Genomic DNA, 25,623 nt, shown 5'->3' on the forward strand with positions numbered 1-25,623 from the left:
CTCGTTCTGCTATACCCCTCACACATATCCCTGCCGCACTCCATTCGGGTACTATCCCCTTTGCTCAGAAACCGAGCAGTGCACTGTTCTCTACGAACCTTACTATACTGGCACAATCAATCACCCAGCACTTCACGAGTCATACCCAATCCTCTTATTCGTTTTGCTGTCCCCCTCAACCGTATCCCTGCCGCACTCCTTTCAGGTACTATCCCCTTTGCTCAGAAACCGAGCAGTGTACTGTTTTCTACGAACCTTTCTATACGGGCACGATCAATCACACAGCACTTCACGAGACATGCTCGATCCTCTTACTTGTTTTGCTTCCCCCTACGCTATATCCCTTCTACACTCCGTTTGGGTACTATCCCCTTTGCTCAGAAACTGATTAGCACGCTGTTTTCTACGAACCTTACTATACTGGCACAATCAATCACCCAGCTCTTCACGAGAAATACTCGGCCCTCTTATTCGTTTTGCTGCCCCCTACGCTATTTTCCTTCTACACTCCTTTCGGGTACTATCCCCTTTGCTCAGAAACTGATTAGCACGCTGTTTTCTACGAACCTTACTATACTGGCACAATCAATCACCCAGCTCTTCACGAGAAATACTCGACCCTCTTATTCGTTTTGCTTCCCCCCCTACGCTATATTCCTTCTATACTCCATTCGGGTACTATCCCCTTTACTCAGAAAAAGAATAATATTCCCCTGATTAATTGGGATATTACCCAAACACTCTTACAATAGGGATCCTTACTCCATAGTCGCCTCTCCTTACCCAACGTGCTTGGTTCACTTTTAATCACAACCCTCTCCACCATTCTCCTGATTAATTGGGATATTACCCAAACACTCTTACAATAGAGATCCTTGCTCTATAGTCACCTCAACTTGCCTAACATGCTCGGTTCACTTTCAATCACATACCTCTCTACCATTCTCCTGATTAATTGGGATATTACCCGAACGCTCTTACAATGGGGATCCTTGTTCCATAGTCGCCTCTCCTTGCACGACCTGCTTGATTCACTTTCATTCACAACCCTCTCCACCATTCTCCTGATGGATTGGGATATTACCCGAACGCTCATACAATAGGGATCCTAGCTCCATAGTCGTCACTCCTGATCGAATGGGATAATACTCAGATGCTCTGGAGATAGGAATCCCCGTTCGATAAACATACGGTTCATTCGCACCCCACTATTTCAAAATCACTTACGCCCTAAGCCAGTATCCTCCTGATTAAGTGGGATATTACCCAAACGTTCTCTTGCTACATAATGAAAAAGTAGCTAACTAGTTTCTGGAGAGGCTCACTGCTCCGTTCAAAGCAGCAAAAACCCGTACCTCCATTCGGAGATACGGGTTCATCACGCCACTTATAACATAGACAAGCCATCTATTTTAAGACTGTACATTCAGTGGTTTGTCCACTAGAGGGTACGACTCAGTACCAATTTGAATTGTCGTTCCAACAGGCATTTCATATTTTCCGTTTAACGAAATCGTTACGAGATTGAGCAGTGGGGGTTCATCCTGCTTTGCACCAGTTGAATCAGGGGTTGAGGCGTCCGACTCTGTTCCCTTGTCAGTGCTGTCACCCGCCCCCGAGGGCTGGGCCTTATCTGCTCCACCTTCACCAGTACCGGCAGCTTTATCCGTATTTGCACCAGAATTAGCATTAGTATTAGTATTGGTATTGGTAACAGCATCCGTTCCCGTGCCTTTTCCTGCATCCGCTCCATCAACAGGTTTAACCCCATTCTCTCTATTAACACTGCATGCGGAAGCAATCACCAATTTGTCGATTTCTTTTTTACTACCGTCAGGAGCTACAATGGTCAAGGCTTCTGGCTTAAACTCAGCACAAGCTTGTCCATCCTTGAATCCAAACACGAGCTGAGTTACCTCCTGCTCCTTGCCCTCTACCATCTTTTTTACCTGCTCTGCATAGACGATAGGCTTCTCTATAACAATCGGCGGCGAAGTAGTGGTTCCCGGATTGTCGACTGCGACTGGCGGAGCTTCCTTGTCGAACACTCCTGCGGCCTGTAAGCCGATGAAAGTGCCTCCTACGAGGATAACTACGGTCAATAAGCCGAATACTGCCTTTCGATTGCGTGTCAGCATGCGCATTAACGGCGAAGCCAGTTCCATTCGAGCTTTGGCGTAAACAGGCTTGAGCGTAGATTGAGCTTGTTCAAAATACTGCTTGCGATAAGCCCGCTTCTTAAACGCTTCTTTATCATACTTTTTGAAATAAGTGATGATTGCAGCACTATACGCAGGCGATGGTTTACGCTTACGGACAAAGCTTGTATGTGACTCCGACCATTGCATGAACTGGTAGACGGTCTCTATATCAGCGGCATAGGATTGCAGAAAATGAAGCAAGGCTCCATACTCTACAAGACCTGCATCGACGTCACGGTAAAAAGCTAATACGATGCGGTCGAATTGTGAAGGCACGACCTCGCGGCTCAGCCATTTACGCCCAAGCTTCTGTACTTGCTCGATCTCGGCATCCGATAAACCGTCGAACACCTTCATATCAGGCTGGCGCAAACTAAACCATTGGTAAGCCGCCAGCATCATAGCAGCTTTGGCCCGTACGTCTGAGTCGAATCGAGCCGCCCATTCTATTACCTCATCTGGCTGCTGCAAGAAACCGATCTGAAGCAGTTGTTCTTTCGTCAGCGATTCAAGATCAAGCTCTGTCAGCAAGAATACATTGGCCGCATAAGCTAAATTCTCTATTAACGCAGAATCCGCAAGCTCAGCATCCTCCCATCTCGTACGCGGTAGGCGGCGCAGCTGTTCAAGAATCGCGTTCACTACCGTGACTGGGTCATTCTCTGGGCGGAGCTTCTCCAACAAAGCTGTCTGCGCCATGCTCGAAAACGAAGCGCTGCTTAACACCTGAAGATGCAGACTGCCCCATTCACATACGAGGTCAATGACGTCTCCAGCTCGATCTGCTGCATCAAATTGTTCCTTCATATAAGGGTCAAACAGAGCCCCTGCCATTCCACGATTCAGAATAGTATCGAAAAACACTTTACTGAAAGCATGATGTTTGCGAGCAACAGCGTAAAGGGCCGCAGCACGAGCATGATCTTTATCGACCTTAGCTTGGCTGATGGCATGAATGAACAGTGCAATGATCTGCCCCTCATGCTTGCCGCCGCTGATCCGATAATAATCCTTGAAGCAATCGGCAGCCGCAGGATCCAACTGTTGACCCTGCTTAATCAGATCATATTCACGATTCAGCAGAGCAACAAACAGTTCATTCAAGCGATGCTTAGAGGACATCGCACCTGGCGTATGCAAATATTCAAGCATCCCGCGCAGGACAGCAAACTTATTCATGTCGTAAAGGGCTTCTTGGCCCTCTTCGATGAGATAATAGACGCACAGCTCATGATAGCTCGCGATAGCAGCCTGACGAACCGGGTCCATATCTCCAAGCATCTGATCCGCGAATTGATAGAAGCGTTCCGCCTGTGCAGGATGATCTAGATTATTCCAAGCGAAATCCAAATACGGCTGATTAGGCAGCTCCGCATCGATATTCATCACGCGGCCGGAAACAAGATCAAACGTATATTCCTTCTCAGTGTTGCGGTCATTGGGACGGAAGCTCCCTTTTTCCACAAACATGATGTGAATGCCTCGCTTGCTCTGCAAATCCTTCACGAAGGTCATGAAGCCTAGCAATTTACGATAAGCATATGGCAAGCTTGCAAATAATATCATTAGCAGCTCACGAGCATGAACTGACAATTGTTCGATTGGAACATCAAGTGCGATGTACACCTTTCTCTTGCCTGCGGCTGACATCATCAATGCGAAAAGCAGCTGCTTGAAGATTCGCTCATCGATCTTCAAGGCCGCTAGACGCTCGCGTACTGATAAGGAGCTTCTAAAGCTCGCTTCAGGCTTGAGCGGGATTCGATCCAATTCAGGAAGCTCTGTGCCTTGCTCGATATCGTAGCTATCAGCATACGCCGCTTGCATCCATCCGCCGTAATTGCTTATGATCTCAGTCGATCGTTCCACTGGAATCACATAGTTATGCGTAAAGAAGGTGCTGCGCAGCCCGGTAAAGTCAGCGGATTGGTAAACGCTGCGCCCCATGACAATAGCACCCTGATCCGTGTGGAACAGATGCAGCGCATCCGGATAACGCGCGTTGTCCTTCTCTCCAGCAGTCGTCAATTCCATAGGCGCGTCATACACGCAGAACGGATGAAGTATCTTCTTGACGAAAGAGGCGTCCAAGCCTTTTGAGACTGCTATTGTGTCATAGCCTTCAGTAGAGCGAAATATTCCACGCCGTTCCCGTGTATACATCTGCTGCTGAATCTGTGTGGGAGTGTGGTGCACTATTCCTCTCTCCCTTCAATGTATTTCAGTTGATAGAGGAGCCATATGAACGGTTCATCTACTCGAATCGGACTTACGACGCTCTCCAGCTTCTGATTGACTGGATTGCTGCCAAGGGCCGACACTGCAAAGTAAGCAGTATTGGAAAAATACACATCCATCGTACCTTTGAACGGACGATCGACCTTCTCGATGAAGCGTCGGATTTCGCCGTCGATATTTTCGAACTCCGTCAAGTTGAGGTAGTTGCGGTGGATCATATTTTTGAAAATGTTGCTGTTAGACTTAATGTATTCGCCATCCTCATCCTTCAAGGAATGCAGCATATCACTCTTCGCGAGCACTACTGCTGTCGGAATATCGGTCTTTCCCTTGTCCTCATAGGCAATAAAATCGCCAAACATCGTCAACACGACATCCCGCGGTTCGTCGTACTGCGAGACCCACTCGCCGGGATTATCGCCGTATTTGATGCGAATCTTCTCGCGGATCGAACGAATCTGCAGCGGATCGACCATGAACAGAATGCCGGCAGAGTTCTTAATATGCTGCCCGTGCAATCCCAGATAGTCCTGATCCACCATCCCCTCGCCTGCTACATCAAAGAATACGAGCGTCAACGGAGGCTTGGACTCATCCTTGAATACAAATTGAAAAATAAAAGGCTCCTGCATCTTCTCTTTCTGAGTGGATGCCAGCAGATCACCGCGTTCAAACAACGGCTCTTCGTACAGCGTGCGGAACTTGCGGCTGATCTCCGTATTGAGCGGCATGCAAGCCGCGTCAAAATGATCTGCCGTCATATGCTGCAGGGTATGAATCAGCGATGTCATGTAAACGGACTTACCAACCTGCGATGCCCCAATGATGGAAATGATATTGCTCGGCACCTTGCCTGCGGTAATAGGAAGCTCGTTATGACATTTCGGGCATAAGCGTTTGCGCGTCACGACACCATAGCGATCGTTCAAGCCTACAATGACATGATCAGAGTAAATATGCTGCTCTTCTGGAATATCACGCGGATACAAGATCGCTTCGATATCATATACGGAATCCAGGCCAAACCGCTCGCGATAGCGATTTAGTTCTTCATCTTCGCCAAGCGCATAGTTCTCATCATCCTCACGATGGTGCGCCGCGCGGAATACCACTTCATCGGGATGAAACTTGCTGAAGCAGTATGGACATACAATATCGTAAAATAAAGGCTTGGGAACAGCCTCTTGCTTTCGTTTGAAAAAATTCAAGAAACTCATCGTTTACCTCCTCTGAGGAATGGGATTGCCTTCATCGGCGGCATAATCGATTCATCATTCCATCCGCTCATCCTTATTCCGGTATGAGCTCGTATAGATGGCCATATCTTGGCCCATCCGTGAAGAACAATCGTACGTATTCTTCCTTCCCGATCTCAATAGCGGGCAATACATTCTGTCCAGGCGCAAAATCGACCACGAACGGGTAAACCGTTCCATCATCACGGTTAATCGGGTAGCCGCCCTGCTTCTTCACGTAGCAGAGCACTTCCTTCGATAATGGAACCTCGGTCGTTACCTGAATGTGTACCGTTTTGTACTTCTTGAATAGGCCGCCTTTCATACGGACCGCATAGCGTATCTTAGCTTTGCCTGTGCTAACCGCTGTACGGTTGCTGCCGTCTTGCTGTCGAATGAGCAATTGCTCGCCATCCTCCATGACACAAGCATACACCGTGTACAGGATACGGCCTATGCCAGTCACTCGATCGTGGTAGCCGTTGTTTGCTTTATACTCGTCCTTCGTATAGAGCCGCAAGCCTGTTGGAGATTCCGGTTCCTCAACTCCGGCATCCGCATCCATCTTGCGGATATATACCGATTGTACGCCTGCTGGCCAATGCCAGCGAAGCGTACATCGGTCTTCGTCAATACTGCCGTTCAAGCCAGCAATTATCGGTGAGTCGTTATCCGCATCGATAAATTTCATGCTATATCGGCCTCCTTGCTTCATGCAGCCGTTTAGAATCCACGGCTGCTTCTATCCTTCGGCTGGTCCGCGATGCCACGCGCGGCGCGTGCCGATCCTGCTTGACGCTGCTGGCGATACAGGCTGCCGCCGCTCTCCTTCACAGGTACGACAAGTGTGAACATCGTCATGACGCCTGCGAGCAGCAGGTCAGCCAGCAAGCGGATGATGCCATCCGGCAAAGACCAGCCGGTCAGGCCGAATTCGAGCAGCATGCCGGCGAGCAGGCCTGCTGCGGCTCCGCCAATGGCAAAGCTGCGCGCGAGATGGCGGTTGTCGAACACGACACCGAGCGCGATGCCGATTGCTGCGCCAATGATAACGAAGGACAGGATACGCAGCACCATATAATAAGCGCTGTCGCTCGACGATCCGATTCGTTCTGTCAGCAGGGTGCGGTCATCCATGTTATCGTATATTTGTTGGAATACGAGAGATAAGTTATCTGCATCTGTCACATCGTAATATTGTCCGCCTGTACGACTTGCAATGGATTGCAGCATGCCTTCACCAGAGGCATCTACCAGGCTCAGACCGATGGTGTTAACAGGAATCTTTTCATCGATGTACTCAGCCAGTATCGCGTCCACTTTAGAATTACTTACGCCGTCAGACAGCAGAATGACCATCGTGCCTCGCTTTGGGTCTCTCTTCTCACGAATATGATTCATCGTTTCGGTTAATGCAGCGGCAATATTGGTACCGCCGTCTGTCGGGGTTAATCCGTCGATCTTCGCAGAGAGCTCTTTCTTCGCTTCATCCGAGTTCGTCGGTGTGAATGGCTGCACCAGTTCAGCTTTGTTGCTGAAGGTGACAATAGCTACCTGATTATCCTGGTCCATATTATTAATCAACGACTTGGCTGCTTCATAACGCCCATTGTCAGGGTCCGTCCGCGTCATGCTGCCTGAATTATCAATGACCAACACAATATCCTTTACTTGCTTCACGCCGCCCATATTAAGCTCATAGACGAACTCCAACGCTGTACCTAACACAAGCAGCAGTACCAGCGTCGCAGGTACTAGCAGCTTCCACGATAATCCCGTGTACTGCTGTCGCCATGAGGAACCGCTTAGACGCGGCGAGATCATCTCAGCAATCAAGCAGAATAGCCCAATGCTGAGCGCGAGTATGCCCATATATATGCCCACAATAAATATGGTCGGCATATCGCCCATCAGACTGTGCAGCACATACTCTCCAATCGCGAAACCCACTGCTCCGCCAATAAGACTGAACAGTACGAGCAGTCCGTTTATTTTACGCTGCATATGACACGTTTCCTCCCTATTCATTCGAGACTCAACCATCTCTGCCTCTATCAAATTGCTTCAGAATTAGCGGTAATATTAAGCGCCATTCCGCCTCCTTCTTCAAGAAAAGGCGATATAAGAGAATCAATCGCGCTATACACTGCTGTCCCAAGTATACCATCTCTGGACAGCAGCTATAGCATTATAAAATGACTACTCAGGTGCTTACTATAAGTTTATCTCACCGAATGGCGCCTTGAATTACCGCTATTTCCTTGCTGTTATCGCAGCTCAGGCAATTGATCCGGATCGACGCCATGAAAAGCGTATCCGTTCTGTACATAGTGCTCATAGTATACCTTGCCATTGCGATAGAACATCAAGTCTTCCAAATGGAAGCCGCCCATCATGTTCAGCTTCTCCACGCCGCTGCTCCGTTTCTCATGGACACAGCCTAGCTTATAGATGCGCGAGGTCTCGTCGGCACCTAGCGCATATCGAACGAACTCGCTCGTGTTGTCGCCGAAGAAATACTTCTCCTCGTATCGATGCTCATGCGTGTAATCCAGCAGACGAATATGAATTCCTGCTTGTTCTTCGAGCCTGCGATAAAGCATCTTGAACAATTCGTCCTTCGACAGCACCTGTCGATTGTTGTATTCCACCGTGACATTGGCACGATGCAGCAGCTCTTCTTCGAACGTTAAGCGGAACGGTTCCGCCGTCAGCAGCTCTTCACGGCATACGGCAATCAAGCGTGTCATGAACGCTTCCTCACCCGCATCGAGCAGCTGTGTGATGCTGCCCATAAATCGCTCCTCGAAGAACGCATTTGCCCCGCGCTTCGCTTCAATCTCCTGCATCACTTGCTCCGTGACGCGTTCATAATACTCCATAATGTTCTGCCCGATATAATCATCGGCTGAACGAATGCTCGCTTGCGCCGCTTCGCGCAGCGTCTCCTCCATCGCGCGCATCCGGCTCACCTGCTGCTTGTAATGACCGTGCAATCGCAGAAGCTCCGCCTCATAGCGGCGAATGAGCTTCAGCTCGGTCTCCAAGCGCAGGATGTCCAGCTTCTGCCGATATACGGCATCGAAGAAGGCGCGAATGAAGCTGCGCACATTGTGCTTATCCATAAGCGGCAGGCGCTGGAACGACAGGTCTTCCACCTTGCTGCAGTAGATCTGCTCCAGCTCGGTACGCGCCGCTTCAATCGCACGGGTCGTTTCCCGCCCGGCAGCGCTAAGCTCCTTCATGACGCTCTCGGCTTCACCGTGCTCATTAGTCCAAGCATAGAGATGAAAGAAGCCAATCTGCGGATGCGCAGCCAACTGATGCTGCAGCGTACGCTGCATCTCCTCAGCCGCATCCATCCGTCTGACCGCTTCCTCCGCCTCCCTTGCTAGATTCTCATGGAAATATGCGCGGCATCCGCCTCCGAACAACGTCTCCTCCGCTTCCTGCAGCGTCATACGCTTCAGGCTGCTGTAGCTGACCGGATGCGTCATAATGCCCGCCATATCGTGAATGCGCTCCGCATCCGGGACGGCCGCCTCCGCGCGTGCCGCAAGAGCGTGCGGGTCGACGCCGAACATCGCCAGCTTCTCACGGCTGCTCCATTCAAGCTCCGCATTCATTCGCTGCACGAGCTTGTTGAAGAAGTAATACAGCACAGCCATCGCAATGGAATGGTTAGGTCGCTTTACCTTCGCAAACCCTACAGAGACATATCCTTGCCGGCCTGATTCTGTCATGATGTTATTTTTAAATGAAGTATTGTTATAACCGCCGACATTCAGATCATAGGCAGCATCCTTCTGTCTCCGATTCTTCAGCAGACTAACATGCGAGATAATCTCGTAGTTATCCTGCATGCCAGTAGGTGATGTGATGCCGCGTTCGTCCTTATCGGACAGGACATAAACGAGATCGAACAGAGGTGCAGGCGCATGCTCAACCGGAATCGCAATTCCGTCCTCTGTCACCTGAAGAGGTGCAGTAAAGGTATAGTCCAGCTGCTGCATCCGCTCCAATTCTCGCAGGAACGCGACACCTACAGAGCTCGTGTAGCCAAATGCCTCCACCTGATCGCGCTCATAAATGAGCGCATACAGATCCATCTGCACCGACTTAAACGACTGACTGAAGATGGACTGCGAGAGCAGGCTGATCTCCGGGATCAGTACATTAAGCGGATCATCGATCCGCGTTATGACAGAGAGATGAATGCGGTCAAATGATGCATATAAGCGGCCATAATCCGCGATGTTCATGCTGACCTGCCGCAGGATGCGATTCAGATCAAACAGATGGCGATCCTCTTCATAAAAATGACGGTATACATCCTGGCGATACGTTTTCCCTTCTCGCTGCTCTTCCGGCAGAGAGAAGGCGATGCGGCTCAAGCGCGAAGCATGGCTCTGCTTAGCCGCATGCGTTGAATGGCTGCCCGCAGACTGCTCGCCGCCAGCAGAGCGTGATGCAATATGCACGTACATCACGCCTGCGCTGTTGTCCCATTTGCGCTCATTAGTGCGCATGATCGGATCTATGGCTTCTTCCGTCTTGTCGCCAACGAACAAATATACGGTCGGATAATGAATGCTGCTCTGGTCATCGCCTTTGCCGGTCAGCTTATCTTCTGCTGCCGAGTATTCAGCTGCGTAACGTTCCAGTAGCTGTTTCGTCATCGTTTATTTCAACTTTCTGCGAATCGCATGTAATTTAGTCGTCATCTGCTTGTAGAACTGGTAAGCGTCCTCTCCGTTTGCAAGCTCGATCTTCTCGTATTCCAAGCGATCGCGCGATTCAAGGTAAGTCTCATACAGCTCATCCAGCTTCGCAAGCAGAGGCGTAATATCTTCGGAGGCTGTCATCTCCGTATCACGGCGCGATGCTTTGCGCATCAATGTACTGAGCTTCTTCTCATCCAGCTCGCGGAAGCGCCCGAATACTTCAAACTCCACATAGTCGCGGCTCTTCATCACATTTGCGAATGGTTCCCATGCTTCTTCCTCTTCGTCGCGATCGTACACGTACAGCGCGCCCTTCTTCGTGATCGTGCCTGTGTACATCGCCTCGATGAATTGGTCGAACCACTTCTCCTCGTCCTGATACTGGCCGAGTACCTTCTCCAGCTCGGCGATCTTCGCTTCGATCGCTGTATACTTCACCAGCTCTTCGCGAACACGCGTGATCAGCTCTGGCGAACGAATTAGGTTCTCCTTCGCCAAGTCCTCCGCGATGCTGCCGAAGATATCCTTCGTGCCCGTCTGTTCAAGCCCGCCTGCAAGCAGGCGTTTCAATTCGACGACGGCACGCTTCACTTCGCCGAGATTCGGCTTAGGCATGGTCAGCTGCATATCATAGCTGCTCATCAACGCCTCAAGATCAAGCGGCTTCGTGAAGACGACCGCATAGCGGTTGCTCGTGTTCTGATCGATATCCTTCTCGCGAATAACACCGAACGCAAGCGCTCGCTCATACTCAGAGCGCACGCGCGCATTATAGGCTTGAACACGTGGGTTCACGTACGTGTCCCCCCATGACTTCTCTGGAATCGGCGACGGCAGATACGTCCAGTTTCTCTTCTCCGTCTGCACGAGGTGACGGCCGATGCCTTCCTTCTCCAGAATCGTGCGCTCATAGTTCTCCTCATACACCCTCAGCGGCGTATACACGAAGAGCGGCACGCCGTTGCGTGTATTGAGCCAGAAGATGCGGTTCTTCACTTCGCTCTCTTTAATCGTAAAGTGAGACTTGCCCACCGCATTATTCTGGTAGTTGCGAATTCCTTTGAGTATGCTAGGCGCATTCACAGGCACCGATACGAAGCCCCACGATGGGAAATACAAGCTGCCTGAGCTGTTGCTCAGGTGGAACACCGGAACAGCCTCTTCATCCAGCTTGCTCGCGATGCTGCGCTCCACGAACTTCTCGATTGACTCCTCATGCCCGAATTTCATAATGAGGAATTCTTCCATTGACTGTGTGATCAGATCGCCGAACTTCAACGTCAAGAAATCAGAGATATTGCTGACAATGTCGATCTCCTGCTCCTTCACCCATTGATTCGAATGATCCAGCAAGGACAGCGAGAAGTCGCGAATCAGATCGTCTACTTCCTTCTGCTCCATCACTTTGCTGATCACTTTCGAGATGTCCGGCACGCTGACGATATTCCAGTAATAAGTGCGGTTGCCTTTGTGGTCGGCTTGCTCCTCGCCGTTGATCAGAATGTCGCCGTTTTTCTCAAAGATCGAGTTCAAGGCATTCAATATTTCGGTAAATACGTTATAGATTCGATTGTTCTCACGGTTCAAGAGCTCGTACAGGTCCTCGTAGAACTCAATCATCTGCTCTGTCCGCTCAACATCCGCATGCAGCCAATACTCATCAATCTTCGCCAGTATATAGGCATTCTTCTTCTTATCCTTGGAGACAAATGCGCTCTTCGCATCTCCCAGACGTTGATAGGCCATATCATTTGCATCTTCAATATCGCGCGGAATGCGGTGCAGATTCTCACGCAGCGTCTCAATATATGAGAGCAGCATCTTCAAGAGACAGAAGCCCTTCTCCGTAAAGATCATGCGGGATACGTAGAACGGGCCTTGCTCCGGATGCAGGAACATGCGGCGAATCTGATCTGTAAACTGTCCTGCGATCTCTCCCGGCAGCTGCTTCTTCGCCTTAATGTACTCTTCACGCGCACGCGTCAGGAACGTTTGCTCGAGCTCGGTATCCATGTTGATGACCTGCGTCTTGATCACGTTGTTGTAGCTCATCCGCTCGCTGTTCTCGAAGCCTGGCAGCGGCTCTGGAACGCGGGATTCAAATGTCTTAATCATCGAATCGAGATCAATGCCGAGCTTGCGCGCGAACTTCTCGACATCCTCCTGCGTCGGCGCTTTCTCGAACATCTTCTCCATCTTCTGGAACAAGCGGTATCCGAGATACGTCGTCATTTCTTCAATCGGCAGCACCGCGGAAGAAGCACCGATGATGTTGTACTCATAGTTTGCAGGGTACACCTTGTTCATCTGCGCGATGTTTGTCCGAATATTGCTAATATAGTCATGGATCGCGAATTCCTCGCCTGACTGCTTCTCTTCGCTTGATATAAAGTTCGTAATATTCTCTGCTGTTACGTTCATCGTGTAGTCGTACGCATTTTCCAGCAGCTTGCCTTCTGTATTCGTCGCTGAAATGAGATGGCACAGATTGAACGGCGGCAGCGGTGAATTAACCGACAGGATGTTGCCGTACTTCTGCTGGAAGCGCTCGCCGCGGCTGTCTACATTCATCCAGTAGTCTAGCTCTTTAAGGGCGGCGTAGCCGTTCTTCTTGATATATTCGCGCGTATGCTCGCTCAGGCTCTTATTGGACAAGTTAATGTCCGGTGTAAAGAGATAGCCGAGCGTGTTCACGCGGTCAATGCCGGCAGAGCCGTGATCGCGTTCGATAATACCGCGCACGATATAGGCGATATCGAGGAAGCAACCGCTGCCTGTTCCGCCTGACAGACCTGTCAACAGGAATACCATCAGCTTCTTGTTCGTGCCAACCGACAGCGTCTTGATCTTCTTGTCGATTGCTTGTACCACTTGATTAATCTTGGTGAACAACAGCAGACGTCCGGCTTGGCGAACACCTGCCGCGCCGTTCATCCCGTCGGTAATGCTGAGCTCAGGCGACAGCCAGTCGGTAATATACGACTCCAAGATGCTGCGGTTCTGCAGCAGTCCGCCGATCTCCGGGTTGGAGAGCAGCACAAACTCATTGATCGGATCAAGCCCGATCCCCTTATAGCGCTTGCCGCGATCCTGCTCATTCGTTTCAAATGCCAGGAATTCGACATTGTTCGGCTTCTCCAGCTTCTTCTTGGACAATGGATCTTCCGGCAGCTTAAATCTGCGGTTAATTTGGTATTTTAAGCGCAGCAGCGCGTCAATACCTGTTCCGCCAAGACCAATGATGAGAATCGGGTTATCAATCGTATCTACCCGAATCTTCTCACTTACGATCCCGCCGCCCAATGATACGTCTAGCTGCTGAATATGCTCTCTTACGATTGGTTTCAATTTACTTCCTCCTCCGATTAATACGGATTGCGGCGCTCGCCGCTTATTTCAAATATTCGATCAATATGGTCTTATCTACGTTAGCAAGCGGCACCGTCACTCGGTCGCCACTCTTTAATTCTACACCTTTGCTTGCATCTATAGCACGCCCTGACTTCTCAATCGTACTTGCAGATCCGTTCTTCAGCACAATTCGGTCCTGGCTGCCAGGTGTAAAGAGGATGTTCTCCGTCTCCTTCAACTCTGGAGCCAGCTGCAGCACCTGATGCAGCGTGAACTTACCCCTGAACGCGGTCAGCTTCTTATACTGTGGGTACGTCTTCTCGCCCGTATTCTCGTCGCGAATCTCGATGACGAGCTGACCTACGAAGCCGCGGTTCGCCTTCTTAACGGCTGCCATGATGAAATAGGCTGCGGCCGCTACCGCAAGCAAGCCTACCGCGCCTGCAATATACATCCAGACTGGAGTAGAGCTCTCTTCCGTTTGATCAGGCGTCGGTGTCATTCCGGAAGCGTCCGCAGCGCCGCCCGCCTTCGCGCTTACCTTGATCGGCTCCGTCTCACGGTAGAAGCTCTTCTCCTCCGCGCGCACGAGCAGCTCATAATCGTGCTTCTCTGCGATCTTATAGCTGCCACCGAAGTGGTCGCCTAGATTATCCAGCTTGATCTCTTCCGATTTGCCCGTATCGAGGTCCTTCGCAACGAGAACAGCATTCATGTTCTTATACAGCTCATTATCCTGAAGCTTCTGGCCGTTGCTCATCAGATACGAATTGATCTCAATCTTGTCGCCCTTGCTGTACTTCTTGGACGGAATCGGGTCCATCTTCAGCTCCAGGTCGTAGTTGAACACGAGATTGATATCGATCTTGTCCTGCGGTACCCCCTTGACCTGCAGCTTCCAGTCGCCTTCAGCAGGCTGAAGCAGCTTGATTAGCGAGTAGCTCTTGGACTTCGACAGCAGTGCGCTGTCCGACGGCACGGGTACGCTATTGCCCGAAGGATCCGTCAGCTTTACATCAACAGGCTTGGAAGACATGATCGAGATATTCGCTTCCAGCACGTTGGCATTCGGCACATTGACCGTCACCTCTTGATAGTCGCCAGTTCCCGTCATCGATTGAATCGGTACAATGTTGAGCTTCAGATGGCTTGCAAAGATCTCGCTCAATATTTGCGGCAGATCATCCGCAGTGTCGGTTGCAAAGGACTTCCCGCCTGTCTGCTTCGATATGTCCTCAAGTGGCTTCTGATTCAGATTGCCGTCCGCATTGAGCCCGATCGTGTAGATCGGTATGCCCTTCTGCTTCGCGTCTTCAACCGCTTGCTGCAACTCTTTATCAGACTGCTCTTGCGTACGGTTCCCCTTACTGTTCAAATAATTGTTGCCGTCTGCCAGCACCACGATCATCGGCTCATGCGTAGGATCGGCTCCCTGCTCAAGCACCTTGACCGCTTCTTTCACCCCAACCGCGATATCTGTATAAGCTCCGCGATTGAGCCCGTCAATGTATTCCTTCAATTCTTCTTTGTCAGCGGCGGATTCAATCGTCAGCAGCGCCTTCTCGCGCTCGATCTTATCCGTATACGCTACGATACCTACCTTATCTCCCTTGGTAGACAGCATATCGATAAACATCTTCATCGCTTCATTGCCGATCTTATTGACATCGCTCGTATTCATGGAATTACTCACGTCGATGACGAGCATAGCGTCGATCTGTGAGGCTTGCGGCGCTGCTTGCGCCGCAGGCAGGCTGCCGGCTAGCGGCAGCAGCAGAAGTGTAATGATCCATACAATATACAGGGACAGGTGTCTTCTCCGTCTCATAGTTGAACTCCTTTGTTGTGAAATGAGATAATATAAATACACGGATGCGCTATAGGCAATAAGCCTCACGTTGCCGCGGCGATAAGCTTACTATTTATACCAGAGCTTTATCATATGATAGTATTATTCAGCCCAAACTTCAACGTAGCGCATAACTGCTGGGCGGCCTAATAGGCGAAAAGTCTCAGGCTCCTCCTATTAACAAACTACTGATATAGAAAGGATTGTAATATGGTTGCATACGCATGTATAGGAATTATGTTTCTTTACGCCGCAGTGAAGTCAACAACCTACTTTTTCCGGCATAAGAACACGCCTACATCAGATGATATCGATCGTCGCTTGCTCACGATATTGAATCGTGAAGGTGAACGGTTATGAGCGCTAAGAAGCCGGTACAGTTCCATCCTTATAATAAGACGAGACATAGGGTGCAAAAGTTAAAAGTTTGCAAACATTGTCACACTTATACTGTTCTGCCTGCAAAACAGTGTACCAACTGCGGCAAGAAACAGATCATATCCGTTGAGCAGCGCTCCGCGATCCTTGCTCGCCGCTCGTTGCAATCGCATCTGCTCCTCGTGGCTCTGATCTCGCTCGTCGCAGTCCTGTTTAGCAATACATTCCTGCAGATGGCGCTGTCGCTTGCAGCAGGAGTCGTATGCATACTCGCCATGTGGTACTTCCAGCGCAAGGCGATACCTTATGAGACGACTCGCGAGCTGGACAAGCTCATTAAGCGTGATGAATCCAACATCGTAAAGGGCGTATTTCGAGATTGGGAATCCGCCATCGGACTGTGGAAGACGGAGCCTGTGAAGTCATACGAGATGCTGCGCGAGATCAGTACCGTGCAGCGCAGCAGCACGATTCGCTTGCAGCAGATTGCGCTGCTCGATTCTTTCATTTTACGCAAGGATATGGACCTTCAGCTTGAACCGCTTCTAGTGTCCCACTTCGAGCCTATGCTTGCAAGGTATATCGGCGAGCTCGCTAGAGTCAAACGCGATCTCATTAAAGAAAGAGCGCTCCGTTATGTGACGACCTATGAGATTGAGATCTATGAAATGGAGCAAGGAACCGAGATCTTGACAGCAGTCGTCGGCGCTGCAGTGCGCATGAAGCATTATGTTCAATTGTATCCGAACTTTATTGCTCGCTACGCGCGCTATCTGCCGAAGGATCGATTCCTGCGCCTCTATAACATCATCGCTCAGAACAGCGCCCAGGATTGGGGCGGATTAAGAGATGAAGTTTATCAGATTTACAAGGAACAGTACCAATGGGATCCTGATTTTCAATCTCAATGAAAAGGATATACGATATGACGAAGTTAAGGGTGCTGAACCCTCGGAATATGTTGATCATTTTATGCGTGATAGCGTTGGTTCTTATTGGAGTTAAGGGCGTTAACATTTCACGAAAAATATCCGCAGTCACCCATGCCGAGCAGTTGTACAACGACAAGCAACTTGTGGAGGCCGAGGATTGGTATCAGAAAGCGCATCGAAATCGCTGGATCGATTATAAAGAGCAGGAAATTGCCGCACGCTTGCAGGAGCTTGCTCCGATCACCTCGATCAAGGAGCAGCTTCTGGCTATCAGTCAAGATGTGGAAGCTGCATTGAGCGATTCTGACTTTGAATCGTTTATGAACACGTACAAGAAGCAGCAGGACGTACGGAATTCTTACGTCGGCAATAATAGCCCATTCGAAGCCTATTATCGCGAAATATCAGAATCATACGACATTTCGGATAGCATCATAGCTGGGTTTGAACATTTCAAGAAGTATTTTGATGAGCAAATGACTGCTAATCTGGAACAGGACCGCTACGAGGATGAATCGTTCAAGGCGAACCTGCTCCGCATTCCAGATCTCTATTATGGCGGAGCGGAGAAGAAGTCCAGTCTGCTCGCTAACAAGTTTGAGAGCTACGATGGACGGAAGCTGTCCCGCATAGGGGCTTCTGGGCAATTTAACCATATGCTAGATGAGGCGTCTTCTATGCTTCGCAGCTACGAAGGGCTGGAATATAATGCCCCTTGGCTGCCGAAGCAAGTGGAGTCCATCACGAGCACCGTTCTGCAAAAAGATGCTGATCAAGATCATGTTGAAAATTATATCGCACATGCCAAGGCATATACTTCATTCGCTGAAAACGCTGGAATCAAGTCTAGCATTGCCGGCAGCGTAGAGAAGCAGATCAGCTCCTGGATGAAGAAGGCCGAGCGGTATGTATCCGCTGGAGAGTATGAGGCGGCGATTAAGCTGTACACTGACTTGGCGCCTTATCGGGATACTAAGGCCGACATTCAAGCGGCTCAACTAGCGTGGGCTGTCGCTGAACCTGTCCGCCTACTGAAGAGCGCTGACCCCAATCAGAATTATAGCCATGTGGTCGGCGGGGGTAATCGCTTCGGTACGGAGGCTTATGCAGCAGGGGTTGATGACAGCAGTCGTGTGTACTTCGCAAGTTGGGAAGGCGGCGATGAGAGCGTTCGCGTGCTGACAAGCAGTCCGATTCCACCGAACTCTGCCGTCACGAGCTTAACGATTGAAGATGCGCTTAGCAAGAAGAAGCCTGTCCTGCTGCTCGTATCCGAATCGGCAACTCGCGAAGCCACCTATACGCTGCTGCAGGTGACGAGCAAGGAGATTAACACACAGTTCCAAGTCGAGGCCGACAGCTTAGAATTAGTGGGTGACAACAAGATTAGGGTGACGAATCCGAACATGAAGGGTGCTGAAGGCGGCGTTGCCACTTACCGTTTGTTCTTGGGCCAATACATCTATACTGGCATGGAACATGAAGAAACTGCATTCGATCATGAGGGCAATGTGGATACTTATGCAGGTGCTGGTCGCGGTCACGGTCACGACAAAGGATCTGTCGCTGAGACTGGCTCCGATTCCGGTATGCCTCGTGAGAAGGGATACCGTGATATTCACGTGAATGATCTGACGAAGCACCAGCATGAGAAAGTCCGCTTCAGCTGTGAGCTGGTAGAGGGTGGAGATGGTGCCGTCTACGCGGTTATGGGAGACAGCTTTATCGCATTGAACGGTGATCTGCCGCAGACGAGCGGCACGCTAACGGTGATGGGCAGCTTCAATTCATATACGGAGGTGCTCATCGGCGATCAGCTCGTCAATATCCCTAGCTTCGATGTCGAGGCTGTGGAGTAATGGTGGGACTGCCTAGCGCGAGGGCGTTTATGGGGCTGAGACGTCGTTTTCCGACGTCTCGGCCTCGCATGGGCAGCTCGCCACGTGCATGCGCGCACAAAAGTAGACTTTTCCATTTTACAGTGTCATATTAATAGTAGATAATAGATATTTCATTAATGAAACGATCGGGAGGATGACTTATGAAAAAATGGCTGCTTCCTGTAGCAATATTAGTGATGGGCATACTATATATTTTCTTTATACCCAATCTAACTCTATTTAAGCTGATTCCGATGTGGCTCATTCTGATTTACGCTTATTTGCAGAGACCTGATTCGAAAGACCGCTACTTCCGGCTTGCGCTTGTTGGACTGTTCTTCTGTATGCTGGGGGACGGATTCATAGAGTGGTCGTTCGTGGCCGGACTCAGCGCATTCTTAATCGGCCATCTCTTCTATGCAGGAGCATTTCTGACTAGATGGCGATTCTCATGGCCACGCTTTCTGACGATTATCCCTATCGCGGTGTACTTCTTCTTTATGTGGAGTGAGCTCCAGTCAGCTCTCAAGCTTAACAACGAAGAAGTTCTGTTAATCCCTGTGCTGTGCTATATGATTGCTATCTCCGTTATGGGCTGGCTGTCCATCATGACCGGCAACAAATGGGCTATCATAGGCGGCTTGCTGTTTATGGTATCGGACTCCATCCTAGGCTGGAATATGTTCGTTTCAGATGTGGCTTACGCGGATACCTTAATTATGGTCACTTATTATTCAGCGCAGTTCTTGATTGCGCGCAGTATCTATAAGAAGCAGATCCGATATGCCCGCATCGGACAGTTTTAATGAAATCGTATGAATACATACAGGCCATTACCATGTACATAAAGTGCACGGTAGTGGCCTGCTTCATTTCCAATCTTATTTGTCCACTCCAATAGCAGCCTCGCGTTGTACTTCAAGTCCAACATGAAGCATCAGCTCTCTTCCAACTATAGGCTTGTGCTTCCCAACGATACCTATTACTAGACATACACCCCGGCCCACCCAGGAGAATACCCTGACCAGTAAGAGGCATGTGCAATGCCTTAATTTCGACTTATCCATGCTCATAACGTCTCGGAATGATCCTATTTACAACAGAAGCTGGAAGGAGAAGCATCATGCAAATTCATGTCGTGCATCCCGGGCAGACGTTGAACGGCTTATCCCAAGCCTACAGCATCTCTGCTCAAACGATAGCGGAAGCGAACCAGATCCCGCAAGACGCCCCGTTGGTTGTAGGTCAGTCGCTGGTCATCCCTATTGTCGGACAATATTATTGGGTACAGCCTGGCGACAGTCTCTATACGATCGCGCGCAAACACGGTACTACCGTAGATAAGCTCGCCTCTGTCAATCGACTGAACGTTCATAAACCGCTGCAGATCGGAGTACGTCTCTATATTCCACCCGCTCCGCGCAGCAAGGTCGAGGTCAACGCCTACATTGAACCACGAGGAAATCAAGTATCACAGGAACTCACGACAGCCGCCAGAGAAACAACGCCTTATCTAACCTACTTAGCCCCGTTCAGCTTCCGCGTCAATCGAGACGGCTCTCTGAAGGCTCCGCCATTGGGACAATTGCAAGACATCGCCCGAGAGCACAATGTCACGATGATGATGGTTATTACCAATCTGGAAAATGAACAGTTCAGCGCTGATCTGGGGCATGAAATCTTAACGAACGAGCAAGTACAAAACACACTGCTCGACAACATCATGAAAACAGCTCAAGAGCTGGGATTCCGAGATATCCATTTTGATTTCGAGCATCTGCACCCTGAGGATCGAGAAGCCTACAATCGATTTCTAAGAAAAGCGGCGGCGCGGATTCATGGTGCGAGGTATCTAATGTCTACAGCGCTGGCTCCAAAGACAAGCGCCGCACAGACTGGAGAATGGTATACAGCTCATGACTATAAGGCACATGGTGAGATTGCTGACTTCGTCGTCATTATGACGTATGAATGGGGATATAGCGGCGGGCCGCCGATGGCTGTCTCGCCTATTGGACCCGTTCGCCAGGTGCTGGAATATGCACTCACGGAGATTCCAGCGTCCAAGATCATGATGGGACAGAATCTATACGGTTATGATTGGACTTTGCCTTATGTACAGGGAGGCCCATACGCCAAGGCGATCAGCCCCGTTGCTGCCACTAATCTAGCACGAGATAGAGGCGTGCCTATCCACTTCGATCAGAAGGCGCAAGCACCCTATTTCAAGTACAAAGATAATGAAGGCAAGGAGCATATCGTCTGGTTCGAGGATGCGCGTTCGATCCAAGCGAAATTCAATCTATTGAAGGAGCTTCGCTTGCGCGGCATCAGCTATTGGAAGCTCGGCTTGGACTTTCCGCAGAATTGGCTGCTTATCGATGACAACTTCAATGTGGTAAAGCGTCAATAATGCATCCAAAAGCATATTCAACAGCATAACAAAAGCTTTCGAGGAGCAGAGCCTGCCGCCACGAAAGCTTCCGTATGCTATATTCACGCTATTCGCTGAATACCATTGGAGCCGCAATCCGCTCCATCCCATACATGTAAGGCCGCAGCGCTGCCGGGATTCGGATCGAACCATCGGCTTCCTGATGGTTCTCCAGCAGCGGGATCAAGATACGCGGCGAAGCGATGGCCGTATTGTTCAAGGTATGAGCATACTGCAGCTTGCCCTCCTGGTCACGATAGCGAATGTTCGACCGCCGCGCCTGAAAGTCATGCAGGTTCGACGACGAATGAGTTTCGCCGTAGGCCTGCCGGCTCGGCATCCATGTCTCAATGTCGAACTGCTTATACGTCTTCTGCGACATATCGCCAGTACACACTGCCATAACACGGTAAGGCAGCTCTAGCAGCTGCAGGATTTCCTCCGCATTAGCTGTAATCTCCTGATGCAGGCGCTCCGATACCTCAGCATCGGCTTCACACAGGACGACCTGCTCAACCTTGGCAAACTGATGCACACGATAGAGCCCCGTTACATCCTTGCCTGCCGATCCGACCTCGCTGCGGAAGCAGGTCGATACAGCCGCCAGCTTCACTGGATTAGCCATATCCACGATTTCGTTAGCGTAGTACGAGACGAGCGGTACTTCCGACGTGCCCACAAGCCATTTTCCTTCATCGACAAGCTCATATGTCTGATCCTGACCAAGTGGGAAGAACCCTGTATTGGTCAGTGCTTCCGTCCGTACCATCAATGGTACTTCTAGAAGTGTGTACCCTTTGCGAAGCAGCAGATCTACCGCTAATTGCTGAACAGCGCGGTGCAGCAGCACACCCGCTCCCATTAAATAGTAGTTACGCGTTCCAGCCGTCTTTACCCCGCGCGGAATGTCGATCATATCGTGCAGCTCGCCGAGCTGCACATGGTCCTTGATCTCATAATCACGAACTGGAGGTACCCCTACACGCTTCACTTCCACATTATCTTCATCCGAGCGTCCGATCGGGGTATCCGCCGATACGATGTTAGGTACAAGCAGCATCAATTGCGTAAATTGCTGCTCAACCTCATTCAATTCCTGCTCCGTTGCCGTCAGCTTCTCATTCATTTCTTTCACAGCCGCTCTGCGTGCTTCAGCCTGCTCTTGATCGCCATTCTTCATCAGCTTGCCAATCTCTTGCGACTGTTCATTGCGCATACGACGCAGCTCATCTACTTCCTGCTGCATCCGTCGCTTCCGTTCATCCACCGCCGCAAGCTCGCTGATCGAGATCTGAATTCCTTTCTGATCCGCCGCGTTCTGTACTTCATCTGCATGTGTTCTTATCCATCTCATGTCCAACATCGTCTACCGACTCCCTCTCGCAAAAAATACAAAAAGCGCCCTCATCCGTATGGGACGAGGAGCGCTTCGCTCGCGGTGCCACCCAACTTGATTGAACAGCATAGCCGTCCAATCCTCTCTGGTTCCGCGATAACGGGCGGTGCCGGTAAACTTAGGACAGTCCGCAATCGACTCACGCGATATACAGACCTCTTAACGAGAACGCCTCCGAGTTGGATGCTCTTCACAGGCATGATCGAATCATTGAATTTAACGTTTAGTATAACCTGTTCTTCGAGCAAATACAATATATTCTATGTCCTACGGCGTAGTTAGCTCCACCGTGCGCCGCTTCTTATCGTACTTGATCCGAATATCGTACAATTTGCAAAACTCCTTCAAGGGAATCATCAACTCATCTTTCACCATCATAGGCTGCTGCTTAGCAAAGAATATTTCCTCCCCATCAACCTTTATCGCCATATATTCGTTCTTGCCCCCAGTGGCGATCGACTTTAAAGTCTCGATCAAATCCTCAGGCTTCCTATCGCTGCCGCCCGCATTGAAACGATAAGCGTTCTTGTCACGGCGCGAGGTCAAGCCCGGATCAATCGTGAAGGAGAGCTCGATGTGAAGCGACTTTAATTCATCGAATACGTCATCATTAGCCGCGCCAAACGGAAATGCTATAACACCCGAATCATTACCCAGTTCTTCACGCAGCCGCTTCTCAGCTTTTTCTAGATCGGTTGCGATCCGTTTCTTGTATTCCTCTTCCGTCTCGACGCGCTTCTCCGCCTGTATGTAAAGCGGATGGGTCAGCATCTGCCCCTCCTTGCCCTTGCTATTAATGGCACGATAATAATGGGAATCGTAAGTATGACTATAGAAGCTCATACCAGCTTGCTTCATCTCTCTCATCTGATCCCATGTCATCTTGGTTACCCCAGTCCGGTTATCCACTGCCGCGACCATCACGAAATTGGTTGCTGTATAACCGTATTTCTTCAAGATCGGATAGGCGAGAGTGTAGAAGCTCTCATAACCGTCGTCAAATGTAAGCAGCACCGCATTATCCGGCACATCCTTGCCTTCTGTCATAAAAGCCGTATACTCTTCAAAGGTGATAACCTTAAAGCCGTTTAACTCCAACAACTCCATCTGCTTGTCAAAGTCCGCTGCTGATAGAACATGCGGTTCAGTAGGATGATCTTCGATATGATGATACATCAATACAGCTACTCGATCTTTATAATACGTCCCAGGATCAAGCTTAACGATTGCCGTCTCCAATTGCTTGCCAAATTCACTCTCGATTAATGCTTCTGACACCATCATTCTATTATCGTTCATATATATCGCGGCTTTATTGTCAATTGTTTTCCCATTTACAATTAACGTGATGTCTTTAGCATAAATATACAGCGAATACCCAACAATCAATAAGGCGAATAATAAACAACCCATTAACCACTTTCGGCGTAAAAATGCTTGCACCTTCATCGTTGAATCTCCTCACTATGAATCTTGTCAGAAAAAAGTTTAAGGACATCGCATAACGAAATGAGTCTAAGCTGATGAATAGCTGCTTAACACGGTCTGAAGTTGTGCTCTTTCATTCCAAATATGCCATATCTATACATTATAGATTATTATATGGTATATATTGTCGACTGCCTATCCTAAATTAGTCTTAATTTGTGTCGACATAACGAAGGCTGACGGCTAATCTTAATCTAAGAACAATAGAAATGGGCAGCCTGATGACTCAGACTGCCCAATAACAGATGTATGCTTATATAAGTTATACCAAAAACAGCTTAAAGAGAGATAGGATTATCCCGATGACGAAACCGCATAATGCTCCGTTCACTCGAATCCATTGCAAATCTTTGCCGACCTTATCCTCCAGCATACGTACCAGAGATGCATCGTCCATCCGATCGATATTTTCTCGTACCAGTTGTCCGATTCTGTAGTGGTTGCTCTCTACTATGCGGATAATGTTAGATGAGATCCATGACTCTCCTTTAGCCAGCAACTCTGGATCTTCACTAGCTTTCCTCACGAGCCAGCGATAAGCTGCAAACACCTTGCGTCCTCCCGCCTCACGTTCCGACTCCAGTTTAGCAATAATAACATCTCGCAGCTGTTCCAACTGTGTGATCAAGATGGACTCCATTTGTTCTTCCTTCAATTGCTTGGCAGCCCATTGCTTCAGCTGTTCCATATAGTCTTCATTCTCCGCGAGCTCGAACAATCGAATGCGAACCTCCTGCATTAACGCCTCACGGGTTGGATGCTCAGGGACTTTCAGATCCCGGATCGCGGAAACGAGCATATTCTGCAGCATAGCTCCCAGCTTATCTTCATCCACGAAGCCGGCAAACGCCTGCACAGCAAAGCCTGTAAAACCGCCCATTTTTACTTCGGACAGCTTCTCAGCGGCTAGCTGCCCAAGCATGATCTTCGTCTTGCGCTGCTTAACCCAGTCAGATGCTTGATCTAGCACATAATCTAGAGCTTGCTCGTCATAATGGTCATGGAGCAGCTTCGTCATAACCGCATCTGCAGTGCCTTTAAGATCCATCTTCTGAACATAAGCCGCTAATCCAGACTGAATGGATGGGACAAGCTGTTGAATCGGCAGACGCTGTATGCCAGTGATGATCACATTAATAATCTGTATCCGGATCTCTTTCTTGCTTATCAACTTCGTTAACATAGCAGCGGTGCGTTGTAATATTTGAATCTGTCGAAGCTTGCTCTCAATGCTCTCTTTATTCAATAATTCATTCTCCATCGAAGAAATCATTGATTCGACAATTCTATTCTTATTCTTCAGCAAGAGTGAAGTATGCGGAATAGGTATCCCCCACGGATGGCGAAACAGTGCGGTTACTGCGAACCAATCCGCGATTCCGCCAACAAGCCCTGCTTCAAATCCGCCATGAAGTAAAATGATAACAACATGCTGCGGTAGAAACATCGTCACCGCAAAGCCTACAGCCATAACGGCTAATGATATTCCCGCTATATATTTGGATGTCATGTGCGTC

Annotated in this window: 14 protein-coding genes; 4 read left to right on the plus strand and 10 right to left on the minus strand. The window is 49.6% G+C overall.

Features of this window, described 5'->3' with window-relative positions; all coding sequences use genetic code 11:
- Positions 1 to 1,412: 1,412 nt before the first annotated feature.
- From ACXX53_RS13730 to ACXX53_RS13760, 7 genes are all read right to left on the minus strand, one after another.
- Positions 1,413 to 4,397: a GAP1-N2 domain-containing protein gene (locus ACXX53_RS13730; RefSeq protein WP_458569213.1), complete on the minus strand. Its 2,985-nt coding sequence runs from the start codon at positions 4,395 to 4,397 to the stop codon at positions 1,413 to 1,415.
- A complete protein-coding gene (locus ACXX53_RS13735; RefSeq protein ID WP_458569214.1) occupies positions 4,397 to 5,656 on the minus strand; it encodes a hypothetical protein in 1,260 nt (419 codons plus the stop codon). Before ACXX53_RS13735 ends, ACXX53_RS13730 begins: the two co-directional genes overlap by 1 nt.
- A 73-nt stretch (positions 5,657 to 5,729) precedes the next feature.
- Entirely contained in the window at positions 5,730 to 6,365 is a 636-nt protein-coding gene (locus ACXX53_RS13740; protein WP_458569215.1) for a beta-mannanase, read from the minus strand.
- Between the two features lie 32 nt (positions 6,366 to 6,397).
- Positions 6,398 to 7,678, minus strand: a complete 1,281-nt coding sequence (locus tag ACXX53_RS13745) for a vWA domain-containing protein (protein WP_458569216.1) — start codon at positions 7,676 to 7,678, stop codon at positions 6,398 to 6,400.
- 263 nt (positions 7,679 to 7,941) lie between these two features.
- On the minus strand, positions 7,942 to 10,353 hold the full coding sequence (locus ACXX53_RS13750) for a transcription initiation factor TFIID (RefSeq protein ID WP_458569217.1): 2,412 nt from the start codon (positions 10,351 to 10,353) through the stop codon (positions 7,942 to 7,944).
- A gap of 3 nt (positions 10,354 to 10,356) precedes the next feature.
- On the minus strand, positions 10,357 to 13,746 hold the full coding sequence (locus ACXX53_RS13755) for a tubulin-like doman-containing protein (RefSeq protein ID WP_458569218.1): 3,390 nt from the start codon (positions 13,744 to 13,746) through the stop codon (positions 10,357 to 10,359).
- A 43-nt stretch (positions 13,747 to 13,789) separates the two neighbouring features.
- Positions 13,790 to 15,577 carry a vWA domain-containing protein gene (locus ACXX53_RS13760; RefSeq protein WP_458569219.1) on the minus strand — a complete coding sequence of 596 codons (1,788 nt, stop codon included), beginning with the start codon at positions 15,575 to 15,577 and terminating at the stop codon, positions 13,790 to 13,792.
- A 377-nt stretch (positions 15,578 to 15,954) separates the two neighbouring features.
- On the opposite strand from ACXX53_RS13760, the gene ACXX53_RS13765 reads away from it, so the two are divergent.
- The 4 genes from ACXX53_RS13765 to ACXX53_RS13780 all read left to right on the plus strand — a co-directional run bounded on the left by ACXX53_RS13765 (position 15,955) and on the right by ACXX53_RS13780 (position 21,201).
- Positions 15,955 to 16,887 (plus strand): hypothetical protein, encoded by a 933-nt coding sequence (locus ACXX53_RS13765; protein WP_458569220.1) that lies wholly within the window; start codon positions 15,955 to 15,957, stop codon positions 16,885 to 16,887.
- 14 nt (positions 16,888 to 16,901) lie between these two features.
- Positions 16,902 to 18,767 carry a hypothetical protein gene (locus tag ACXX53_RS13770; protein ID WP_458569221.1) on the plus strand — a complete coding sequence of 622 codons (1,866 nt, stop codon included), beginning with the start codon at positions 16,902 to 16,904 and terminating at the stop codon, positions 18,765 to 18,767.
- A gap of 182 nt (positions 18,768 to 18,949) precedes the next feature.
- On the plus strand, positions 18,950 to 19,594 hold the full coding sequence (locus ACXX53_RS13775; protein ID WP_458569222.1) for a lysoplasmalogenase: 645 nt from the start codon (positions 18,950 to 18,952) through the stop codon (positions 19,592 to 19,594).
- A 317-nt stretch (positions 19,595 to 19,911) separates the two neighbouring features.
- Positions 19,912 to 21,201, plus strand: a complete 1,290-nt coding sequence (locus tag ACXX53_RS13780; RefSeq protein ID WP_458569223.1) for a glycosyl hydrolase family 18 protein — start codon at positions 19,912 to 19,914, stop codon at positions 21,199 to 21,201.
- Between the two features lie 88 nt (positions 21,202 to 21,289).
- Here the strand turns inward: ACXX53_RS13780 and serS are convergent, their stop codons facing one another.
- From serS to ACXX53_RS13795, 3 genes are all read right to left on the minus strand, one after another.
- A complete protein-coding gene (gene serS, locus ACXX53_RS13785; RefSeq protein ID WP_458569224.1) occupies positions 21,290 to 22,585 on the minus strand; it encodes a serine--tRNA ligase in 1,296 nt (431 codons plus the stop codon).
- Between the two features lie 300 nt (positions 22,586 to 22,885).
- Positions 22,886 to 24,067: a polysaccharide deacetylase family protein gene (locus ACXX53_RS13790; protein WP_458569225.1), complete on the minus strand. Its 1,182-nt coding sequence runs from the start codon at positions 24,065 to 24,067 to the stop codon at positions 22,886 to 22,888.
- A gap of 301 nt (positions 24,068 to 24,368) precedes the next feature.
- The gene (locus tag ACXX53_RS13795) at positions 24,369 to 25,616 is read right to left on the minus strand and encodes a DUF445 domain-containing protein (protein ID WP_458569226.1); all 1,248 of its coding nucleotides are present in this window, start codon (positions 25,614 to 25,616) and stop codon (positions 24,369 to 24,371) included.
- Positions 25,617 to 25,623 lie beyond the last annotated feature (7 nt).

The sequence above is a fragment of the Paenibacillus marinisediminis genome (genome assembly GCF_054343325.1).